This is a genomic window from Nocardioides luteus (assembly GCF_000960475.2).
Classification (GTDB): domain Bacteria; phylum Actinomycetota; class Actinomycetes; order Propionibacteriales; family Nocardioidaceae; genus Nocardioides; species Nocardioides luteus_A.
This window is the reverse complement of record NZ_JZDQ02000042.1, coordinates 18,758-39,223: the sequence shown is the minus strand read 5'-3', so window position 1 is coordinate 39,223 and position 20,466 is coordinate 18,758. Positions and strand designations below refer to the sequence as shown.

General features: G+C 68.6%; 15 protein-coding genes. 9 read left to right on the top strand and 6 right to left on the bottom strand.

Features of this window, described 5'->3' with window-relative positions; all coding sequences use genetic code 11:
* Positions 1-119 precede the first annotated feature (119 nt).
* Genes UG56_RS23680 through UG56_RS23670 form a run of 3 tightly spaced genes read left to right on the top strand, consistent with a single transcriptional unit; the run spans position 120 to position 3,165 of the window.
* Positions 120-1,226: a biotin/lipoyl-binding protein gene (locus tag UG56_RS23680; RefSeq protein ID WP_177191544.1), complete on the top strand. Its 1,107-nt coding sequence runs from the start codon at positions 120-122 to the stop codon at positions 1,224-1,226.
* Between the two features lie 44 nt (positions 1,227-1,270).
* Positions 1,271-1,945 carry an ABC transporter ATP-binding protein gene (locus UG56_RS23675; RefSeq protein WP_052693970.1) on the top strand — a complete coding sequence of 225 codons (675 nt, stop codon included), beginning with the start codon at positions 1,271-1,273 and terminating at the stop codon, positions 1,943-1,945.
* Positions 1,942-3,165, top strand: coding sequence for an ABC transporter permease (locus UG56_RS23670; RefSeq protein WP_045550685.1), 1,224 nt, complete (start codon positions 1,942-1,944; stop codon positions 3,163-3,165). The genes UG56_RS23675 and UG56_RS23670 overlap by 4 nt, the downstream gene beginning before the upstream one ends.
* A 58-nt stretch (positions 3,166-3,223) precedes the next feature.
* Here the strand turns inward: UG56_RS23670 and UG56_RS23665 are convergent, their stop codons facing one another.
* Together UG56_RS23665 and UG56_RS23660 are read right to left on the bottom strand one after the other, a co-directional pair.
* Positions 3,224-4,306, bottom strand: coding sequence for an inositol-3-phosphate synthase (locus UG56_RS23665; RefSeq protein WP_045550686.1), 1,083 nt, complete (start codon positions 4,304-4,306; stop codon positions 3,224-3,226).
* Between the two features lie 43 nt (positions 4,307-4,349).
* On the bottom strand, positions 4,350-5,003 hold the full coding sequence (locus UG56_RS23660) for a PadR family transcriptional regulator (protein WP_045550687.1): 654 nt from the start codon (positions 5,001-5,003) through the stop codon (positions 4,350-4,352).
* A 734-nt stretch (positions 5,004-5,737) separates the two neighbouring features.
* Between UG56_RS23660 and UG56_RS23655 the strand changes: the two genes are divergently transcribed.
* Positions 5,738-8,125, top strand: a complete 2,388-nt coding sequence (locus tag UG56_RS23655; protein ID WP_256206859.1) for a transglycosylase domain-containing protein — start codon at positions 5,738-5,740, stop codon at positions 8,123-8,125.
* An 11-nt stretch (positions 8,126-8,136) separates the two neighbouring features.
* A complete protein-coding gene (locus UG56_RS23650; protein ID WP_256206858.1) occupies positions 8,137-9,582 on the top strand; it encodes a glycosyltransferase family 87 protein in 1,446 nt (481 codons plus the stop codon).
* Here UG56_RS23650 and UG56_RS23645 read toward each other — a convergent pair.
* Complete coding sequence (locus UG56_RS23645; RefSeq protein ID WP_045551564.1) at positions 9,540-10,592, bottom strand: alanine racemase; 1,053 nt, start codon at positions 10,590-10,592, stop codon at positions 9,540-9,542. The genes UG56_RS23650 and UG56_RS23645 overlap by 43 nt on opposite strands.
* Entirely contained in the window at positions 10,592-11,755 is a 1,164-nt protein-coding gene (locus UG56_RS23640; protein WP_045551563.1) for a lipid II:glycine glycyltransferase FemX, read from the bottom strand. Before UG56_RS23640 ends, UG56_RS23645 begins: the two co-directional genes overlap by 1 nt.
* A gap of 274 nt (positions 11,756-12,029) precedes the next feature.
* Here UG56_RS23640 and UG56_RS23635 point away from each other — a divergent pair, with 274 nt between their 5' ends.
* The 4 genes from UG56_RS23635 to UG56_RS29075 are packed head-to-tail and all read left to right on the top strand — an operon-like array spanning position 12,030 to position 17,089.
* Positions 12,030-12,629, top strand: a complete 600-nt coding sequence (locus UG56_RS23635) for an RNA polymerase sigma factor (RefSeq protein ID WP_143055168.1) — start codon at positions 12,030-12,032, stop codon at positions 12,627-12,629.
* Positions 12,629-13,093 carry a hypothetical protein gene (locus UG56_RS23630; protein ID WP_143055167.1) on the top strand — a complete coding sequence of 155 codons (465 nt, stop codon included), beginning with the start codon at positions 12,629-12,631 and terminating at the stop codon, positions 13,091-13,093. Before UG56_RS23635 ends, UG56_RS23630 begins: the two co-directional genes overlap by 1 nt.
* 13 nt (positions 13,094-13,106) lie before the next feature.
* Positions 13,107-14,642: a S8 family peptidase gene (locus tag UG56_RS23620; protein WP_177191543.1), complete on the top strand. Its 1,536-nt coding sequence runs from the start codon at positions 13,107-13,109 to the stop codon at positions 14,640-14,642.
* Positions 14,643-14,692: 50 nt separating this feature from the next.
* Positions 14,693-17,089: a CHAT domain-containing protein gene (locus UG56_RS29075; protein ID WP_143055166.1), complete on the top strand. Its 2,397-nt coding sequence runs from the start codon at positions 14,693-14,695 to the stop codon at positions 17,087-17,089.
* A gap of 213 nt (positions 17,090-17,302) precedes the next feature.
* On the opposite strand, the gene UG56_RS23610 is transcribed toward UG56_RS29075, so the two are convergent.
* Both UG56_RS23610 and UG56_RS23605 read right to left on the bottom strand, forming a co-directional pair.
* Complete coding sequence (locus UG56_RS23610; protein ID WP_143055165.1) at positions 17,303-17,923, bottom strand: DUF5317 family protein; 621 nt, start codon at positions 17,921-17,923, stop codon at positions 17,303-17,305.
* 430 nt (positions 17,924-18,353) lie between these two features.
* A complete protein-coding gene (locus tag UG56_RS23605; protein ID WP_045550268.1) occupies positions 18,354-20,411 on the bottom strand; it encodes an acyltransferase family protein in 2,058 nt (685 codons plus the stop codon).
* Positions 20,412-20,466: the final 55 nt, after the last annotated feature.

Genomic DNA, 20,466 nt, shown 5'->3' with positions numbered 1-20,466 from the left:
CGTTCGGCCCCGGAGTCTAGGGGATGGAACACGTGTTCGAGATGTCTGTCGATGGAGTGTTGGCGAACCGGGTGAAAATTCGGCCGCCGCGACCCCGACCCCGGGGCTACAGTCCGGTCATGTCGAAGACGGCGGTGCGCCGCGTACTTTTCAGAACGTTCTGGGCGGTGATCGGGCTGGTCGTCGCGGTCAGCCTCTTCAAGCTGGCCTTCACCGGGTCGACGCAGGACGCCGACGGCGCACCGCTCACGCCGACCGGGAAGATCCCGCCGGAGGAGGTCGTCGTCGAGAAGGGCACGATCTCCAACTCGCTCACGGTCGACGGGACGATCGTGATCGACAAGCCCGTGTCGGTCTCCAGCTCGGTCAGCGGCGTGCTGGCGCACCGGTTCGCCGAGACGGGTGCCAGGGTGAAGAAGGGCGACAAGCTCTTCCAGGTACGCACCGAGGAGCCCGCCGAGGCCGTCGAACCCGTCGACGAGCCGGCCGAGGAGACCGAAGACGCTGAGAACCCCGACGAGCCCGGGAAGGTCGACGACGCACCCGTCGAGCGGGCACCCGAGCCGGTCTACCACTGGTACACGGTCGTCGCGCCCGCCAGTGGTGTCGTCGGCAGCTACGTCGCCGACCTGATGGGAGACGTCGCCGAGGACGGCGTGGTCGTCTCGATCCGTCCCACGACCTTCCACGCGGTCGGTGCGATCTCCCCGCTGGACCGCTACCGGCTGGCCGGCAATCCCGACCGGGCGACCGTCACCATCGAGGGCGGCCCGAAGCCGTTCACCTGCACCCACCTGCGCATCGGCGACGCGGCGACCGAGACGATCACCAGCGACGCACCCGAGGGCGAGATGATGGAGGGCGAGTCCGGCGCCGAGGGCGAGTCCGGCGCGGGCGCCCGGATCAGCTGCCTGGTCCCGGAGAAGGTGACCGTCTTCGACGGCCTCACGATGACGATGACCATCGACGCCGGCAAGAGCGACGGCGACGTGGTCACCGTCCCGGTCACGGCGGTCACCGGTCTGGTCCGCGAGGGCAGCGTCTGGGTCGTCGGTGAGGACGGCACCCCGACCGAGCAGCCGGTCAAGCTCGGCGTCACCGACGGCAAGGTCGTCGAGGTCACCAGCGGGCTGAAGGCGGGCGACTCGATCCTGAGGTACGTCCCGGGTTCGAAGGAGTCGGCCGGTGACATGGCCGCCGAGGGCATGCCCGAGGGGGAGATGTGAGCGAGGCCGCGCGAAGCGCGGAGGAGCTCCTCAGACTCACCGGCGTGGCCCGAACTGTCGAGCTCCCCGACGGCGAGGACCTGCACATCCTGACCGGCGTCGACCTGCACGTACGCCGCGGCGACCACGTCGGCATCGTCGGCCGCTCCGGGACCGGCAAGTCCACGCTGCTGAACCTGCTCGGCCTGCTGGACCGGCCCACCGGCGGCACGCTGGAGTGGGCGGGCCGCAACGTCACCGACATCAGCAACCGGCAGGCCGCCCGGATCCGCGGGCGGGACGTCGGGTTCGTCTTCCAGCAGTTCAACCTGCTGCCGGGACGTACGGCCCTGGAGAACGTGATGGCGCCGCTCCTCTACGCCTCGGGCCGGGAGTTCTGGCAGCGACGCAGGCGAGCGGCGGAGATGCTCGACAGGGTCGGGCTCGGCGACCGGCTCGACGCGATGCCGCAGTTCCTCTCCGGCGGCGAGCAGCAGCGCATCGCGATCGCCCGAGCCCTGGTCCGGACACCGTCCGTCGTCCTGGCCGACGAGCCGACCGGCGCTCTCGACGTCGAGACCGGCGCGATGGTGATGCAGCTGCTCGACCAGGCGACCTACGACTCCGGCGCCGCGCTCATCACCATCACCCACGACCCGAACGTCGCCGCCCTGGCGCGGCGCCGGTTCCGGCTCGCCGAGGGACGGCTCCACCCGCTGACCGAGGCGGCGATGGCGTGAGGACGGCCCTGGGACGCCTCGTCACGGGTCTGGCCGCGTCGACCGTCGAGGCGTGGCAGGAGCTGCGCATCCACAAGCTCCGCGTGCTGTTGTCGCTGGTCGGGGTGGCGGTGGCGGTCGCCTCGATCACCGCGACCGTCGCGGCCGGCCAGATCGCGAAGCAGATGTTCACCGAGTCCTACGAGACCGACGGGCGACCGGCCCACATCTCGATCATGGCCTACGACGGCCGCAGCGGGATGCCGCTCTCCGTCGAGCGGGTCCGGCCCGCGTTCCAGACGGTCGCGGAGCGGTTCGACGTGACGTACGCATCGGCGAGGATCTCCGTCTACGACATCAAGGCGACCGCCACGAGCCGGAGCAAGCGGATCGAGCTGATGGGGGTCGACCCGGCGTACGCGGCCATCCACCGGGTCGTGGTGCCGCAGGGCCGCTGGTTGGCGGCCTCGGACGAGGAGCGCCTCTCCCCGGCGCTCGTGGTCGACGAGACGTTCCTGAAGAAGCTCGGTCTGCAGGGCACGCCGTTGCCGACGTCCGTGGACCTGAAGGGCCAGGGGATGTCGGTGACGGCCACGATCATCGGCGTGACGAGCCTGCGCGGCTACGGCACACCACGTGCGTTCATGCTGGCCGACTCGCTGGAGCACTGGCAGAGCGGGGCGCCCACGGACGCGGCCTACGAGATGTGGGTGCCGGTCGACGGCGCGGACGAGCTCGCCGGAGAGATCAACATGGCGATGCGCGCGGAGCTCCCGGGACTCCAGGTCGACGCCCAGCGCGACGACTACATGGCGTGGGGCGGCGAGGACCCGATCGGCCCGGTCAAGTGGGTGATCATCGGCATCGCCGGGATCATCCTGCTGCTCGGCGCCCTGAGCCTGCTCAACATCGCGCTGGTCACCATCCAGCAGCGGATCCGGGAGATCGGCATCCGGCGCAGCTTCGGCGCGACCACCGGGCGGGTCTTCTTCTCGGTGATGATGGAGAGCGTGGTCGCCACCGTGGTCGCGGGCGTGATCGGCGTGCTCCTGGCCGTGGCCGCCGTCAAGAACCCGCTGGTGGAGAAGTACGTCCTCCGAGGCATCGACGACGTCCCGCCGTTCCCGCTCTCGGCGGCGTTCCTCGGTCTCGCCGTCGCGCTCGCGGTCGGAGCTCTCGCCGGGATCCTCCCGGCGATGATCGCTGCGCGGGTCAGGATCATCGACGCGATCCGCTTCTGACCGTCCCCGAAAACGGGCGGACCGGCCCCGAGAGTCCTCGGGGCCGGTCCGCTCAGGATCACTCGCCGCGGATGAACGCCTCCAGCTGCGCACGACCCTCGGTGTCCTCGATCTGAACCGGCGGGCTCTTCATGAGGTAGGCCGAGGCCGGGATGATCGGGCCGCCGATGCCGCGGTCCTTGGCGATCTTGGCCGCACGGACGGCGTCGATGATGATGCCCGCCGAGTTGGGCGAGTCCCAGACCTCGAGCTTGTACTCCAGGTTGAGCGGGACGTCACCGAACGCGCGGCCCTCGAGCCGGACGTACGCCCACTTGCGGTCGTCGAGCCACTGCACGTAGTCCGAGGGACCGATGTGCACGTTGCGGTCGTCGATCTTGTCGGCCAGCTCGCCCTTGAGGTTCGAGGTGACGGCCTGGGTCTTGGAGACCTTCTTGGACTCCAGGCGCTCCCGCTCGAGCATGTTCTTGAAGTCCATGTTGCCGCCGACGTTGAGCTGGTACGTACGGTCCAGCGCGACGCCGCGGTCCTCGAACAGCTTGGCCATGACGCGGTGGGTGATGGTGGCACCGACCTGCGACTTGATGTCGTCACCGACGATCGGGACGCCGGCGGCCTCGAACTTCGCGGCCCACTCCGGGTCGGAGGCGATGAAGACCGGCAGCGCGTTGACGAAGGCGACGCCCGCGTCGATCGCGCACTGCGCGTAGAACTTGTCCGCCTCCTCCGAGCCGACGGGAAGGTAGGAGACGAGGACGTCGACCTCCTTCTCGCGCAGGATCGAGACGACGTCGACGGGGTCGAGGCCGGACTCGGAGATCGTCTGCTTGTAGTACTTGCCCAGACCGTCGAGCGTGGGGCCACGCTGCACCTCGACACCCTTGAAGGGGACGTCGGCGATCTTGATGGTGTTGTTCTCGGAGGCGTTGATCGCCTCGGAGAGGTCCTTCCCGACCTTCTTGTCGTCGACGTCGAAGGCAGCGACGAACTCGACGTCAGAGACGTGGTAGTCGCCGAACGTGACGTGCATCAGGCCCGGGACACTGCCCGCCGGGTCGGCGTCCTTGTAGTACTCCACACCCTGGACCAGGGAGCTGGCACAGTTGCCGACTCCCGCGATTGCTACACGAACCGAACCCATCGGGGCTCCTTCCATACTTCTGGCCGGTTCACCGGTCAGAAGGTCATTTCTCGTTCTCTAGGCTGCTCTGCGCTGTGCGCGAGACGTCCGCTTCGTCGCGTACGCCATCGTCATCCCCCAGATCCCCTCGACCCGCTGCCTGCTCGTTGATCGCAGGCTTGGGGTTGCGCTCGGCATCGATCAGCGAGGAGAGCCATCGGACCTCCCGCTCGACCGACTCGACACCGTGACGCTGAAGCTCGCGGGCGTAGGAGTCGACCTCTTTCTGGGTCATGGCAAGCTCGCGTTGCACCCGGTCGAGCCGCTCCTGGAGCCGACTGCGACGTCCCTCGAGGACGCGGAGCCTGATCTCCATGTCGGTGCGACCGAAGAACGCGAACCTGATGTCGAAGTTGTCGTCCTCCCAGGCCATCGGACCGACCTCGGACATGAGCTGGGTGAACTCACGTTCGCCGGCAGGCGTCAGCTGGTAGACGATCCGCGGACGCCGGGTCACCGGCGTGACGGTCTGCGCCACCTCCTCGATGAGGTGCTTGCGCAGCATCTTCTTCAGAGCCGGGTAGAGCGAGCCGTACGACAGCACTCGTCCCCAGCCCAGCATCAGGTTGAGCCGCTTGCGCAGCTCGTAGCCATGCATAGGCGACTCGTGCAGCAGTCCGAGGACTGCCAACTCGATCGTCTCTGCGCGACGTGCCATGCGACCTATCGTACCGATATATCCGAGACAGCAAATAGAGACCAAAGTCTTGTCTGATGACGCCTGGGAGAGGCATTTCGATGCAACCGTCACCGAACTGTTGACGTCAGGTGACTTGGGGCGCGCTGGGCGTGGATGCAGGAGCGCTAGCGTCGATTGCGTACGCTGATGGCTGCCGTCCACCCACCTGCGGAACCACCCGGGGAGATGTTCGGCAAGCGTCGCGCGTCAGGTTGATGGGATTTCCTCGGGGGATCCAGCGACGTCGGGGGATTGTCAGTGTCAGCCCGTCCGGTCACGTGCCGGGCAGTCACAGGAGCAGTGCTACACCCGTGAGCGACCCATCTGGCGGCTTTTCTCAAAGGCCCAGCCCCCGCAGCGCGAGTCCCCGTAGATCCGATCTCGGTGGGCTGCAAGGACGACCCCAGGGCGGACCGCGCCCACCGCAGGGTGGTCCGGCCGGCCGTCCGCCGGCTCCGCGCCGGCCTCAGTCGCAGGGTCAGCCCTCCGGTGGCCGTCCCCAGCCCCGCGGGCCCCAGCCGCGCGGCGGTCAGCCCCGCGGCCAGCGCCCGATGCCTCCCGGTGGTCCTCGTTCCGGTCAGCGGCCGCCCTATCCGGGCCCGCGTCGCCCCGGCGAGCCGCCGGTCGACCGCCTCGGCCAGCGCCCTGCGCGTCCCGAGCCGGGTGGCCCCGGTCGCCCGCCGCGTGACCCCAAGGGCGCCTTCGGTGCGGCGATGGACCGGTTCAACGACCCGGACATGGACAAGAAGGGTCTGGCGGTCCGGATCGCCAAGATCGCGGCCATCTGCGCGCTGGTCCTCGCCTTGATCGGCAGCGCCGCGGTGATCGTCTCCTACAACATGATCTCGATCCCCAGCGCCAACGCGGCGTTCGAGGCCGAGTCGAGCTTCGTCTACTACGCCGGCGGCAAGAAGGAGGTCGGCCGCTTCCAGGCGGGCGACCAGAACCGTGACGCGCTGCGCCCGGACGAGATGCCCGCCCTCGTGAAGGACGCTGCCGTGGCCGCCGAGGACCGCAGCTTCTACGAGAACAACGGCATCGACCTCAAGGGCATCGCCCGCACCCTCTTCTCCAACGCCACCACCGGCAGCCAGGGCGGCGCCTCGACGATCACCCAGCAGTACGTCAAGAACCTCTACCTGACCCAGGAGCGCACCTACTCGCGCAAGGTCAAGGAAGCGGTCATCTCGCTCAAGATCAGCCGGCAGAAGTCCAAGGACGAGATCCTCACCGGCTACCTCAACACCGTCTACTTCGGCCGCGGTGCCTACGGCATCCAGGCCGCCGCGAAGGCCTACTTCCGCAAGCAGGCCAAGGACCTCGACATCAAGGAGGCCGCGGCGCTCACCGCGATCCTCAACAACCCGAACGGGTTCGACCCGTCGAAGGCCGGCGCGGACTCGGGCGGCACGGAGCTGCTGGGCCGCTATCAGTACGTCCTGAACGGCATGGCCGACCTCAAGAGCCAGGGCAAGGCGCTCAGCGACTACGACACGGCCACCCTGGAGAAGGCGAAGGAGGCGCTGCCCAAGTTCCCCAAGCCGAAGGCCGACAGCCGCCTCGGTGGCCAGAAGGGCCACGCCCTGACCCTGGTGAAGAACGAGCTGAAGTCGCTCAAGAACGAGAACGGCGAGCCTCTCTTCACCGAGGAGGAGATCGACAGCAAGGGGCTGAAGATCACCACCACGCTCAGCGCGAAGGCCATGAAGGCCGCGGAGGACGCCGTCAAGGACGTACGTCCCGACGACAAGAAGGCGGTCAACGCGAAGCACCCGGAGAACGAGCTGCACGTCGGTGCGGCCACGGTCGATGTGAAGACCGGTGCGCTGAAGGGCTTCTACGGCGGCCAGGACTACCTCGACTCCCAGATCAACTGGGCGGCCTCCGGCGGCATGGCCGGTTCGACGATGAAGCCCTTCACCCTCGCCGCGGCTCTCGAGGCGGGCTACTCGCTCAAGGACACCTGGACCGGTGAGGGTGGTCTGGAGATCCCCGGCACCGACCGGGTCGTCCGCAACTCGGGTCAGAGCGACTCGGATCCCACCGGTCACGGCTACGGCGAGCACATCACCGGCATCAAGGCCATGGAGGAGTCGGTCAACACCTCCTTCGTCCAGATGTCGACCGCGCTGCCCAACGGCAGCGAGGACGTCTACGACATGGCGGTCAAGGCCGGTCTGCCGCCGGACGAGGAGCACGCCGAGAACGCACCGGCCGACTACCGCTCGATCCCGGCCTACTCGATCGACTTCGACCCGAAGAACTACCTGATCACCCTGGGTCGTCAGGCGATCAGCCCGATCAACATGGCCAACGCCTACGCGACCATCGCGAACGGCGGCGTACGCAACACCGTGCACCTCGTCTCGAAGGTCGTCAACGCGGAGGGCGAGGTCGTCTACGAGTGGAACCAGCGCGACGGCGAGGAGCGGGCGATGTCCGAGGACGCCGCCGACGACACCTCCTACGCCCTGCAGCAGGTCGTGAAGAACGGCACCGGCAAGACGGCCGGTGTGATCAACCAGCCGGCCGCGGGCAAGACCGGCACCGCGACCAACGCGGACGACGACGTCTCCTCGGCATGGTTCGCCGGCTACACGCCGCAGCTGGCCACGGCCGTCATGTACGTCCGCGGCAAGGGCTCCGGCAAGCTGGACGGTTGGCTGGACTCCTACTTCGGTGCCGGCTACCCGGCGGAGACGTGGGCCGAGATCATGGGCACGCTGACCGACGACCTCGACCTCGAGGAGTTCCCCGAGCCGGCCTGGATGGACGGCGACGCGCCGATGGACGGTCACGAGCCGTCGCTGACCGCGACCCCGACGCCGACCCCGACGCCGTCGGAGAACTGCTCCAAGAAGGACGAGCGCAAGGGTCTCTGCATCCCGATCGAGGAGCCGTCGGCCAGCACGTCGCCGAGCGACGGCGCGACCGCCGGCGACCCAGGTGGCGGGACGACCCCTGACCCGTCGGAGTCGACGGACCCGGCTGCCACCGCGACCGCGTGTGACTGGTTCGGCGACTGCGAGTCGTCCTCGCCGCCGGCCGATGGCAATAATGGCGGCGGTAACGACAGCACCACGGGGAGCACCACTCAGTGACAGATGGTCCAGTGACCGCCCCTGCGGCGGAGGATCCGGTCGTCAGGACCGCCTCCGCCGCGGTGGGCGGTCCTCTCGGGGGACTCGCACACGGCCGACGGCGCTGGTTCAGCGCGGTCGGCCTGTTGCTGTTGCTGACCTCGCTCACCTTCGCGATCGGGATGGTCTCGAAGCAGACCTGCTACAACGCCACCTGGACCAACGGCGAGAGCAGATACACCCACTTCTGCTACTCCGACCTGCCCTATCTCTACGTCGACCGGGGCCTGGCCGAGCACGAGTGGCCCTACTCCTCCGATCCCGACGTCCGGGCGCGCTATCCGCAGGTGATGGAGTATCCGGTCGGCATCTCCTACTACGCCTGGGCGACCTCGTACGTCACCGACTGGCTGACCGACACCCCCGACGAGGACGAACGTCATCTCGCCGAGACCTCCACCTTCTGGGGCCTGCCCGGCATGCTCCACGAGATCCGGGTCTTCATCATCGTCAACGTGATCGGGTTCGCCGTCGCGGCGCTGCTCTCGGCCTGGTTCCTGGCACGTACGCACCGCCGGCGGCCCTGGGACGCGGCCGCGTTCGCGCTCGCCCCGGTACTGGCGGCGACCGGGATCATCAACTGGGACATGCTGGCCGTGGTCCTCGTGGCCGGTGCCCTGTGGGCATGGTCGCGGGACCGGCCGCTGCTGACCGGCATCCTGATCGGGCTCGGCTGCGCGACCAAGCTCTATCCGCTCTTCCTGCTCGGCGGGCTGGTGGTGATCTGCATCCGGCGCCGCCGCTACTACGACCTGGCGGTCGCCGCCCTGTCGACGGTGCTCGCCTGGGTGCTCGCCAACCTGCCGGCGATGGCCACCGGTTCGGAGCAGTGGAAGGTCTTCTGGAGCTTCAACTCCGAGCGCGGCCCCGACCTCGGCTCGCTGTGGCTCGTGGTCCAGCAGGCCACGGACGCGACCATCTCGGCGCAGACGGTCAACCTCGTCTCCTGGGCCTTCTTCATCGCCTGGTGCAGCGGCGTACTCATCATCGGGCTGACCGCCCGTGAGACGCCGCGGCTGGCGCAGCTGGGCTTCCTGATCGTCGCCGGGTTCCTGCTGGTCAACAAGGTGTACTCACCGCAGTACGTCCTGTGGCTGCTGCCGCTGGCGGTCCTCGCCGTGCCGCGCTGGCGCGACCAGCTCATCTGGCAGGCCGGTGAGCTCTTCTACTTCGTCGCGGTCTGGTGGTATCTCGCCGACATCCTGGCCAGCAGCGGTGGTGACCAGCCGGTCTACTGGTTCGCGATCCTCGCGCGGGTCGCCGCCGAGATCTATCTGATCGTGGTTGTCGTCCGGGAGATCTACGAGCCGTGGCGCGACCCGGTCCGGTGGACCGAGGCGACCATCGAGTCCGAGGCCGAGCCCGCTACGGAGGGTCAGGAGTCCAGGATGATCTCGTCGAACGAGGTCGCGGTGTAGCGCACCCGCACCTCGAGCTCCTCGCCGACCTCGGGCACACGCGCGCCGGAGGGAAGGGTGAGCATCGACTCCTGCATGTGCGGCGGCTCGGCGAACCAGAGCGCCTTGCCGTCGAGCGTGTACGGCGAGCGGGACTGCCCCATGGCGTCGAGCCCGCCGCGGGCGACCGCGAGGGCGCGGGAGCGCAGGTGGGTGTCGCCCAGCGGCGCCTCGAGCCCGATGCCGTGTGCGGTGCCGCCGGAGGCGACCACCAGGTGACCGGCGCGCAGCGCGGTGCGGCCGCGGTAGCCGTAGGAGTAGCCCCGCTCGAGGGGGTGCACGTCCTCGACCGTCGCGGTCACGTGGAGCGCGCCACGGTCACCGAGCCACAGGGCGGTGCCGACCCGGGGACGGAAGGTGATGTCGCCGTAGGAGGCGCGCAGCTGGGCCAGCTCGTTGGCGCTCAGGTGGGAAACCCACACCGTCTTCGCCTCGGCGCCGACGACGGCGTCCATCTGGGCGCGTACCTCGGCCAGCGAGCCGCCGTCGAGGCCGAAGTGCATGGTGATGCCTTCGAAGCGCGCGTGCTCGCGGGCGATCGCGGCGGTCGGCCACAGGTCGCTCGGCGTCATCCCGTGACGGCGCATCGAGGTGACCAGCTCCACGATCACCCGCGCGTTCGGCTGGCGCTCCAGCAGCAGCGGCAGGTCCTCGGGGCGGCTGATGGTGTGGATGATCCGGTCGGCGATCTCCGGGTTGATCTCCGGCGAGTAGGGCCGCCACGGGGTGAGGACGTAGATCGATCCGCTGAACCGGGTCGCGACCTCCCACACCTCGTTGTAGGTGCCCACCGCGAGCGTGTCGACGCCGGTGCCGAGGCCGGTGAGCCACTCGGTCTGGTGGGCGAGCTTGCGCAGGGTGAGGCCGTAGCCGTTGCCCTTCGCGACCGGGACGAGGCCGGGGGTCGCCTCGGCGAAGGTCTGGACGTGCTTGCGCCAGCGATCGGCGTCAACGGTCAATTTCAGTGGCATTAGCGCCTCTTCATGTAGACATCGAAGGCCGTGTAGATCGGCTTGTTCAGCGGCAGGTCCCACTCCCCGGCGTACTCCACCGCCTGGCCCCCGGTGCCGACCTTGAACTGGATCAGCCCCACGTGGGAGTCGTCGGTGGAGAGCGTCGGCGTGATGCCGCGCAGGTCGTAGGTGGTCGCGCCGGCGGCCATGGCGTCCTGGATCATCGCCCACTGGAGGGCGTTGGAGCCACGTACGTCTCGCTTCTCGGTGGAGGAGGCACCGTAGGAGTACCAGGCGTACTGACCCACCCGGACCATGATCGTGGCCGCGACCACGTCGCCCTCGTGACGGGCGATGAAGAGCTTGATCCGGTCGGGGTCCTCGGCCGACATCGCCGCGAACATGGTCTTGAAGTAGTCGCGGCGTCGCGGGGTGAAGTGGTCGCGCTCGGCGGTGTGGACGTAGAGGTCGTGGAACGCGCTCAGGTCCGCGTCGAACTCGCCGCCGGCGGGCTTGGCCGGGGTCGCGACGGAGACCTCGACGCCCATCTTGGCGGACTTCTTGATGTTGCGGCGCCAGAGCTGGTTCATCCCCTTGAGGACCTCGTCCTCGGTCTTCGGGGTGCCGTCCTCGTGGGCCAGCGGGATGACGAAGTTGTACTGCGGCTGCCCCGCGCCGAAACCGTCCTCGGGGGACTGGAGCCGCCAGCCCGCCGCCCGCAGCTGCGAGACGACACGGGCGCCGGTGGCGTCGCGGTGGGTCGGGGTGAGCTGGTTGAGCCGCTGGACGGTGTCGTCGGCGATGCCGTCCTTGACCTGCGCCGCGCTCCAGGTGGCGGTCGTGACCGGCGGCCCGATCCGGATGCCGAAGGCGTGGTTCTTCTTCAGGTACGCCGCCAGCGGCTGCAGCCACGGAGCCAGATCGCCCGACCAGTCGATGCTCGGACCCTCGGGCAGGTAGGCGAGGGTGAACCGCTCCAGCTTCGGTACCGGCCGGTGCAGCACCAGCGCGGCGCCGACGAGGGCACCGCCCTGCAGGCTGTCGAACCAGCCGATCGACTCCGAGCGCCACTCGGTCTTGACCCGCGCCCACGACGGGGTCTGGAGGAAGCTCACGCTGGGTTGCTTCTCGATGAAGGCGAGATGCTCCGCAGCGGTGATGGGGCGCACGGTGAGACTCACCCGCAGAAGGCTACCCGTCGCCCCGGTGGTCGAGCTTGTCGGGCGTTGCGTCGAGCTTGTCGAGACGACCCTAATCTGATGAGTTCCCTCGCTCACCTAGTGAGTCCGAGCCGCTGAGACGCTATTGTCAGCGACCAGATGTATCACGGCTTGGGGCCCGGGCCTCCTTGGAGCCGTGACAGCAACTATGACCACCACGATGGCGCGCCCGCGTGTCATCTGGCCCCCCACCGGCTCCATGCCGAACCGGAGGCCGCCGGTCGAGGAGGGGACTGTGACACGGGTACGACGCGGGATCGGCCACGCCGACGCACCCGTGACCGTGTGGTCCCGGGCCACGGCCGACTTCGACCGCTGGCTCAGCGGCGACTCCGCCGCCCTCGACGAGCTGGTCGCGACGATGACACCCGTCCTGTGGCAGGTCGCCCGCTCCTACCGGCTCACCCAGGAGCAGGCGGAGGACGTCGTCCAGAACACCTGGCTCACGTTCGTACGCAAGCACTCCTCGATCCTCGACACCGCAGCCGTCGGCGCCTGGCTCACCCTGACCACGCGCCGTGAGGCCTGGCGGGTCGCGAAGCGGTCCGGGCGTGACGTACCTGTGGAGGACGAGGCGCTCGAGTCCCGCGTCCCGACCCAGCGCTCGGCCGAGTCCCTCGTCGTCGAGGGCGACCGCAACTCGCTCCTGTGGGCGGCCGTGGAGTCGCTCCCGGAGCGGTGCCGGCGGCTGCTGCGCGTGGTCGCCTTCTCCGACCGGCCCGACTATGCCGGTCTGGCCGAAGAGCTCGAGATGCCCATCGGCAGCATCGGCCCCACCCGCGGTCGCTGTCTCGGGAAGCTGCGGGATGCACTTCGACAAGAAGGGGTGTCGTGATGGGTCGCTCGGAGGAACCCTCGCGCGAAGAGTTGTTGGGTCTGGTCCGGCAGGCGTACGTCGCCGGTGATCCGGTCCCAGGCGGACTGATCTCCCGGATGCAGGCGGCCGCGGCCGGCGCCGCCGAGGAGTCCGGCCTCGGGCTCGACCTCGAGCTGATGCTCCTGGTGGAGTCGTCGTCCGAGGCCGCCGGAGTCCGCTCCGCCGCCCCCGCCTCCGCCCGCTCCGCCTACACCCTGCGCTTCGCGCAGTCCGGAGTCGACGTCCTCGTCCGTGTCGCCTCCGACACCGACACCACGGCCCGCCTCGACGGCTGGGTCGTCCCCGGTTCACCCATGACCGTCCGCGCCATCCGCGCCGACGAAGTCCGTACGCCGATCGTCGCCGTCACCCTCGGCGCCTCGGGCCGCTTCGAGCCCGCCGACGGCTCCGCCGCCTTCCTGACCCCCACGTTCGAGATCTGATCCAGGAGTAACAGTGCATCCCAAGAGTGAGCCCCGGTTGTCGGTGGCATACGGATCGACCGACGCGCGGGTCCTCGACCCCACCAATGCAGTGGTCGTTGACGGCGTCAACGCTCGTCCGACGATCTACTCCTCCGCCGTCCTGCTCGTCTCCAAGTCGGTCGATTTCGACGACACTTTCGACCGCATCGAGAAGGCCGCTAAGGGATTTGGCTGGCGTGCCATCGCGGAGGATGAGCGCGAGTGTGCCGTCGACCTCCGCTTTGGTGTACGCCGCGTGCGGCTCGGGGTTCGGCCAGGCAAGGCATCACAGGCCCCCGACGCTTGGACCGTCCTGCAGTACCTGCGGGCCGAGGGTCTGGAGAATGTTCGCGGCGTAAGCCTTGAGCACGTGTTGGTTCCGGCGCCGCACAACCAGCCAGACCCGCATAACCAGCCGGACCCGCACAACCAGCCGGACCCGCACAACCAGCCAGACCCGCACAACCAGCCAGACCCGCACAACCAGGCGGACGCCGGAACTGGTTACGACCCGTTGGGAACTGGCGGTCGGCAACCCGTTGCCTTCGTCGGGGCGCGGCCCCATCGACGCTCCGACCAGGAACTTGGTGACCGGACGCGACCGGTGGTTGCGATCCTGGACACCGGATGCGGCCATCATCCGTGGCTCGACTTCGTCCAGCGCGACGTACGCCTCGGCGACCACCAGGTCGGTTGGGGTAGCGAGGTCCCGAACTCGGAGGTCGACGGGGATCAGGTAGGTCGTCTGGACGGGTTGATCGACCCTGTAGCTGGACATGGCACATTCATCGCTGGCCTCGTTCACCAAGCGTGCCCGGATGCGGACATCTATTCCTGGCGAATCGTGCCACCGGACGGTCCCGTGACCGAAACGGACTGGATCACGGCCCTCGCGCAGATCGCGGAGCTCGTCCGTCTGTATCGGGACGGTGATCCACGCGGACGGCGAATCGACGTGCTCAGCCTGTCGATCAGCTACTACCACGAGACTCCGGCCGACGAGCTGTTCGACGGGACGCTGTACGACATCCTGGCGGACCTCTCGGCAAACGGAACGGTCGTGGTCTGCGGAGCTGGGAACGATGCCACCTCTCGCCCCGCCTTCCCTGCGGCATTTGCCCCCTGGACGGATGGGCAGGGCCCAGTGCCCGTACGGCAAGGTGAGTTGCCGATCGTCTCGGTCGGGGCACTGAATCCCAACGGCACGGACGCGATCTTCAGCAATGCCGGACCATGGGTACGAGCACACGAGGTCGGAGCTGGCGTTGTGAGCACCTTCCCCGTTGCGTTCAATGGGGGTTACCAGCCGGCCCAACTGACCGAGTTCATGGGACGACGCCGATCTAGCCTCGATCCCGATGACTTCAGCAGCGGGTTCGGACTCTGGAGCGGGACGTCTTTCGCCGCGCCGCTGATGGCTGGGCGTATCGCTCAACACATCTTCGGAAACGGTGCACCGGGTTCCACGGAAGACGACGTTAAGCGTGCTTGGGCCGCACTCGAAGAGTTGACGAGTCTGAGGCGCTGATCGTGATGCCGCGGGGGGAAGAACCGCCCGAGGAGCTACATCGTCTCGGGGTGGCCGCGCTCAACGCTGGCGATCTCACAGAGGCACAAGAACTGCTCCGAAGGGCACAAGCGCTCGCAGATGATCCCGACCTCGCGGCGCGGATCGAGTCATCCATGGCGTTTCTCGCTGCGGATGAGTCGGACCTAGAGCATGCCCTGGATCGGCTGGATCGTGCGCTGGGTGGATCCGAACTCTCCCTCGCAACTCGCGGCGCCCTGCTGCAGCAACGCGCGACGCTGCTCAGGCGGGCCGGGCGCGCCAATGAGGCGTTGGAAACGTTCGGGCAGGCGATCGATGCCCTACAAGGACAGCCGGCCAAACTCGCCAAAGCGCATAACAACCGTGGGACCGTCTATCTCGATCAGCACGAGCCGGCTCTCGCAGCGCATGAGTTCGAGTTGGCGGCGATCGGCTACCGCGAAGCTGCCGACGAGGTGTCGGCGGCGCAGTCGGACCACAACCGGGCCTATGCGTTCTTCCTGGCGGGGGACTTGGTTGGCGCACTCGCGCTGATGGAGTCGTGCTATGACGTTCAGGCTGCGGCCGGACCACTCCTGAAGGCTGTGTGCGACGCCGATCGGGCCGAGGTGCTGATGGCGGCGGGCCTGACGCGGCAGGGAGGCGAGATGCTGCGACAGGCGGCAGAGGCGTACGGATCGAAGAAGCAACGCCAGCGGCAGGGGGAGGCCGAACTGGTGCTGGCGTCGCATCTGGTCGCGACCGATCCGGTCGAAGCGGAGCGGGTGGCCCGCTCGGCGCTCAACTGGTTCGAGGAGGCGCGGGCGACAGGGCTGGCGCTGCGGGCGAGGGCGGTGGCGTTCGAGGCAGCCGTGACCGCAGGCCGAGATCCGAGCGAGAACGGCGAAGCGCTGGCCGGCCCGCTCGAGGAGCAGGGCTTGAGCTGGCCAGCTCTTCGCGTACGCATGCAGGCCCGGCTGGCGCGTATCCGTTCGGCTGAGAGCGCCGGGCTTCCGGCGCGACCGGCGAGCGGCGGGATCCTCGGTCCGGTCCCGGCCGAGGCTCCCATCGATGTTCGCCTGCTGGAGCGTGAGCTCCGGGCCGAGCTGGCGGTGGCGGCCGGCCGAACCGTCGCCGGACTCCGTGAGCTCCGGTCGGGGCTCGATGACTTCCATCTGTGGCAGAGCTCGTTCGGCAGCCTGGACCTGCAGACCAATGTCTCCGGCCACGGCCGCACCCTGGCCCGGCGCGGTCTGGAGCTGGCGGTCGAGTCTGGGGAGACCGACGTGCTCTTCGAGTGGTCGGAGCGGTCACGGATGCTGGCGTCACGGGTCCAGCCGGTGCGGCCACCGTCCGATCCGCAGCTCGCCGCCGACCTGGCCGAGCTCCGCGGCGAGGTGACGCCCGAGCGGGAGGCCGAGCTGCGTGAGCAGATCCGGCAGCGTGCCTGGCGGGTGAAGGGATCCGGCCAGGTCTCGGACCCTATCTCCCTGCCTGACCTGCATGAACGCATCGGTGGCCATGCACTGGTCGCCTACGTCGTCGCGGCCGGCCGCCTGGTCGCCGTCGTCGCGACGGACGACACCGCGACCCGGGTCGACCTCGGTGACCAGGCCGCGCTCCGATCGCTCCTGGGCGGCCTGCTGCCGGACCTCGACGTCGCCGCGACCGATCTCCCGGGTCCACTGGGTGTGGCCGTTCGCAGTGACCTGACCGTCCGGCTCCAGCAGCTCTCCGACCTGCTCGTCGCGCCGATTCTCGAGCAGATCGGCGACCGGCCGGTCGTCCTGACCCCATCGGCCGTCTTGGCCGCGGTTCCGTGGACGCTGTTGTCGGGCTTCACCGGGCGACCGGTGACGGTCGCTCAGAGCGCCACCGCCTGGCTGAGCCGTGCCGACACCCCGCTGCGCACCGCATCCGCCGGGTTCGTCGCGGGGCCCCGAGTCATGCGAGCCGCTGACGAGGTGGCCAAGAGCGCCACCGCCTGGTCCGGCGCGCGCCTGCTCACCGGCAGCGACGCCACCGCGGCAGCCGTCTCCGCCCTGGCGGCCGAGGTCGACGTACTCCACCTGGCCGCCCACGGCCACCACTCCGCCGACAACCCACTCTTCTCCGGGCTCGAGCTCACCGACGGGACCTGGTACGGCTACGACATCGACGGCCTCTCCGCCGTCCCCGACGTTGTGCTCCTCTCCGCCTGCGAGGTCGGACGATCGACCATCCGCTGGGGCGAGGAGCTGATCGGCCTGGTCGGCGCCTGGCTCCACGCCGGCGCCCGCGCCGTGATCGCCTCGCCAGCCGTGGTCGCGGACGAGGCTGCGTACGAGGTGTTCAGTCGCCTCCACGGCGCCCTCGCGAAGGGTTTGGCGCCCGCCGAAGCCCTCGCCGAGTCCCTCCCCGCCGCAACCACGGACGCTCCGCCGGCCCCATTCGTCTGTTTCTCGTAGGGGCCTCGTTCAGCGGTGTGGGTGAGGACCCTGTCAGGTCCTCACCCACCTAACCGCTGCTCATGTCGGCCTGTTGTGCGGCGCTGCAAACGCGTAGATGGCCAACGCTGTGGTGACCGTGGTGGTCGCCGCAAGGTATGCGCGTGCCTTCAGATCGTTCATCGACATCGGTGGTTTCCTCCTCTCGTGGGGTAGAGGCGCGAATCGGCGTGGCTACGCCGACGACTGGACCGACCTGTCGTTCAAAGCGTCAGTGTCGGCAGAGGTTGGAGTTTCGGAGCGGTAGCAGGCGACGATCAGCAGGGCAAGGCCAGTGAACAGAAGCAAGTCGCCGATGCTGAGGACCTTCATCAGCACTGGAATCGGAATGAGGTCAGCGAGCGGGATCCAGAGATGGGAGACGTCATCTAGCCGGACGTACCCAGGCGCGTCAGTCGCCAACTCCGCACTGGAGTAGCCAGCCGCTCGTGCACCGGACAGGCTGTAGGGCATAGCGCCAAGGACGGCGATGGGGATTGAGTTCGACGCGGTTCCCAGGACAATGAGCGGCAATGCCCACATGCCTGCACGACGGGATGAAAGCGACCGGTTCAGCCAACAGAACGTCATTGCGATGGCCAGGACCAAGACCGCAGACAACCTGTGTTGGTTCGCCTCGGGGATCGACTGGGGCCACCACCCCTCGTACTGAGTGAATTGGAGCGCAGCTGCGAGAACGATCAGCCACTTTCCGCGCAGGCTGGTCAGCGAGGTCGCGATGTTCGGTCGGGCAACGATGACGAGACCGATGACCGCAGGAAGCACCATCAGCGTGAGCATTCCGGGCCCGGGCATGCGAAAGAGCGTAGTGGCGTCGTTCGGCGTCCGTGAGGGGAACGAGACAACTCGTTCCGGGCGTCCGGAGTGCCGAGAGAGGGGCCGCAGGGAGTCGGCAAGAAATCTTCAGGACCGTGTATCAGGCGGTCCGCCGCGTACTCCTTGGGGCTGTCCGGACCGAGATTCGGGGGAATTCGGTTCGGACGCTGGCGCCGCCGCCTTGGGGGAGGCAGGCGGTTTCGGGGCCGCAACGTGGGTTGGGCAAGAGGGGGATGCCCAACCCACGGGCGGGCCGGGGGTCTCGACAAGCTCGACCACCGGCATCAGGCCCCGGGACGTGGGCCGGGCGGGGCGGTGAGGGGATTGACTGCCCCGCCCGGCGACCTTCGATTCTTCCGCGCCGACGCCGCCACGGCAATGGTCGACGAGCGCAGAACTGGAATGTGTTCTACGCGGAACGGTCCAGGCGGCCGAGGCGCTTGCCGAGCGCCGGGGTGACCCGGTCGACCCAGGTCGCGGTGATGTGGGAGTCGTCGTAGTAGGTGACGACGTCGCCGACGACGAGCGGGCAGCGTTCGGTGCAGACCAGGTCGACGATGTCGACGTACGCGGCCTCGGTGCCCGCGAGCGCCTCCTGGGTCACCTCGTTGGAGTCGACCTCGGTTCCGTCGGCCTTCACGACGCAGTCCTCGAGGAGGTTGCGGGCGTCGGAGAGACACTCGCCGGGATCGTGGTCTACGGAGGGGACATCGGCGAAGACGCGTACGTCGGGGGTGATCTTCTCGAAGTCGTCGACGCCCTCGCGTACGCCCTCTCGCCACTGCTCCTCGGTCGAGACGCCGTCGCGCTCCTCCATGTCGAGCATGCCGCGGGCGCCGACGACGATCGTGTCCGGCTTGAGCTTGGTGATCTGCTCATTGGTCCACTTGCGGAAGTCCTCGCACTCCTCGACGGTCATCTTCGAGGACTTCTGCTTCACCCCGTACGCAGCGCACGCGAGCTTCACGAACGGGACCAGCTTCACGTGCTGGCGCTCGGCGAGGGTGTCGAGGGCGGGCAGCCACATCCCGATGTGGGAGTCGCCGACGACGGCGACGGTGCGCTTGGCCTTGCCGTCGCCGTAGACGCAGTCGCCGTCGAGCTTGGTCTCGCCGTAGCCCGCGTAGCAGTAGCCGCCACGCTCGGCCCACGAGTCGGTGGCGTCGAACTCGACCTCCGGCGGCAGCGGGGCGCCTTCTTCGGCGGCCTTGACGGTCGTCTTCAGGACGCCCGTGACCGGCTTGTCGTCGGTGTCGAGGACGTCGGGGTTGTCCTTGAACCACTCCTCGGCGTTCGCCTTGGCGACGTCGACCTGATAGCCGGCGTACGCCTGGGAGCTCGTGCCCGCGACCAGGGCGAGGGCAGCGGCGGCCGGCCAGAGGGCGAGGGCGCGGCGGCCCTTGGTGAGATGCGGGATCTTGTGGCGCTGGAAGGGCATCTCGATCCAGTGGTAGCTGGCCGCGGAGGCGGCGAGAATGAGCGCCAGCATGATCAGCAGCTGGCGGACGCCGCCGCCGGGGATCGCCTCCGGGGCGAGGATCAGGATCGGCCAGTGCCACAGATAGAGGCTGAACGAGATGTCACCCAGGTAGCGCAGCGGCTGCTTCGAGAGCAGCCAGCCGGTCGGGGTGGCGGGGCCGGCGACCAGGAGCGCGACCGTGGCGAGCACCGGGACGAGGGCGTGCCAGCCCGGGAAGTGGGTCTCCTCGCTGAAGCTCGCGGTGGCGTAGACGAGGGTGCCGACGCCGACGACGCCGAGGGCTGCCGCGCCGATGCGTCCGACCCTGGTCGAGGTCGTCGCGACCTGCACCCGTCCCGCGAGGCAGGCCAGCAGGGCGCCGGCGGCGAGCTCGAAGGCGCGGGCCGGGGTGGAGAAGTAGGCCGTCGTCGGGTCGGTGGCGGTCGCGTGCAGCGACCAGGCGAGGCTGACCACGGCGACGAGTGTGGCGACCGCGGTGATCGCCCGACGGCGGTGGTGCTTCGGGATCCACAGCGCGACGGCGAGCACCAGCAGCGGCCAGACGACGTAGAACTGCTCCTCGACCGAGAGCGACCAGTAGTGCTGGAACGGCGACGGCGCGGCGCTGTGGAAGTAGTCGACGGCTTCCTTGGCGAAGTGGACGTTGGCCAGGAAGACAGCGGCCCAGCCCGCGTCACTCGCGATCTGGTCGGTGCGCGTCTGGGGCAGGACGATCGCGCTGTAGGTGAGTACGACGAGCATCGTCGCGGTCGCCGCGGGCAGGATCCGACGGGCGCGTCTGGCGTAGAACTGGCTGATGCTGACTGTGCCGCTGCGGTCGGTCTCACGCAGCAGCAGGGTGGTGATCAGGAACCCGGAGAGGACGAAGAAGACGTCGACTCCGACGAACCCACCCTCGAACCCGGATAGTCCCGCGTGTCCTGCGATCACCAGACCGACAGCGACGGCACGGAGACCTTGAACATCGGCGCGCCAGTTCGAGCTCATTTGAAAAAGCCTATGTCAATGGCCCTGATGGGTCATAGCTGACGGTCCCGCTGGG

Excerpts from the sequence above, each read along its gene's own strand:
- UG56_RS23680 (WP_177191544.1), top strand. The coding sequence starts at position 120 with ATGTCGAAGACGGCGGTGCGCCGCGTACTTTTCAGAACGTTCTGGGCG.
- UG56_RS23665 (WP_045550686.1), bottom strand. The coding sequence starts at position 4,306 with ATGGGTTCGGTTCGTGTAGCAATCGCGGGAGTCGGCAACTGTGCCAGC.
- UG56_RS23660 (WP_045550687.1), bottom strand. The coding sequence starts at position 5,003 with ATGGCACGTCGCGCAGAGACGATCGAGTTGGCAGTCCTCGGACTGCTG.
- UG56_RS23655 (WP_256206859.1), top strand. The coding sequence starts at position 5,738 with ATGGACCGGTTCAACGACCCGGACATGGACAAGAAGGGTCTGGCGGTC.
- UG56_RS23645 (WP_045551564.1), bottom strand. The coding sequence starts at position 10,592 with ATGCCACTGAAATTGACCGTTGACGCCGATCGCTGGCGCAAGCACGTC.
- UG56_RS23630 (WP_143055167.1), top strand. The coding sequence starts at position 12,629 with ATGGGTCGCTCGGAGGAACCCTCGCGCGAAGAGTTGTTGGGTCTGGTC.
- UG56_RS23610 (WP_143055165.1), bottom strand. The coding sequence starts at position 17,923 with ATGCCCGGGCCCGGAATGCTCACGCTGATGGTGCTTCCTGCGGTCATC.
- UG56_RS23605 (WP_045550268.1), bottom strand. The coding sequence starts at position 20,411 with ATGAGCTCGAACTGGCGCGCCGATGTTCAAGGTCTCCGTGCCGTCGCT.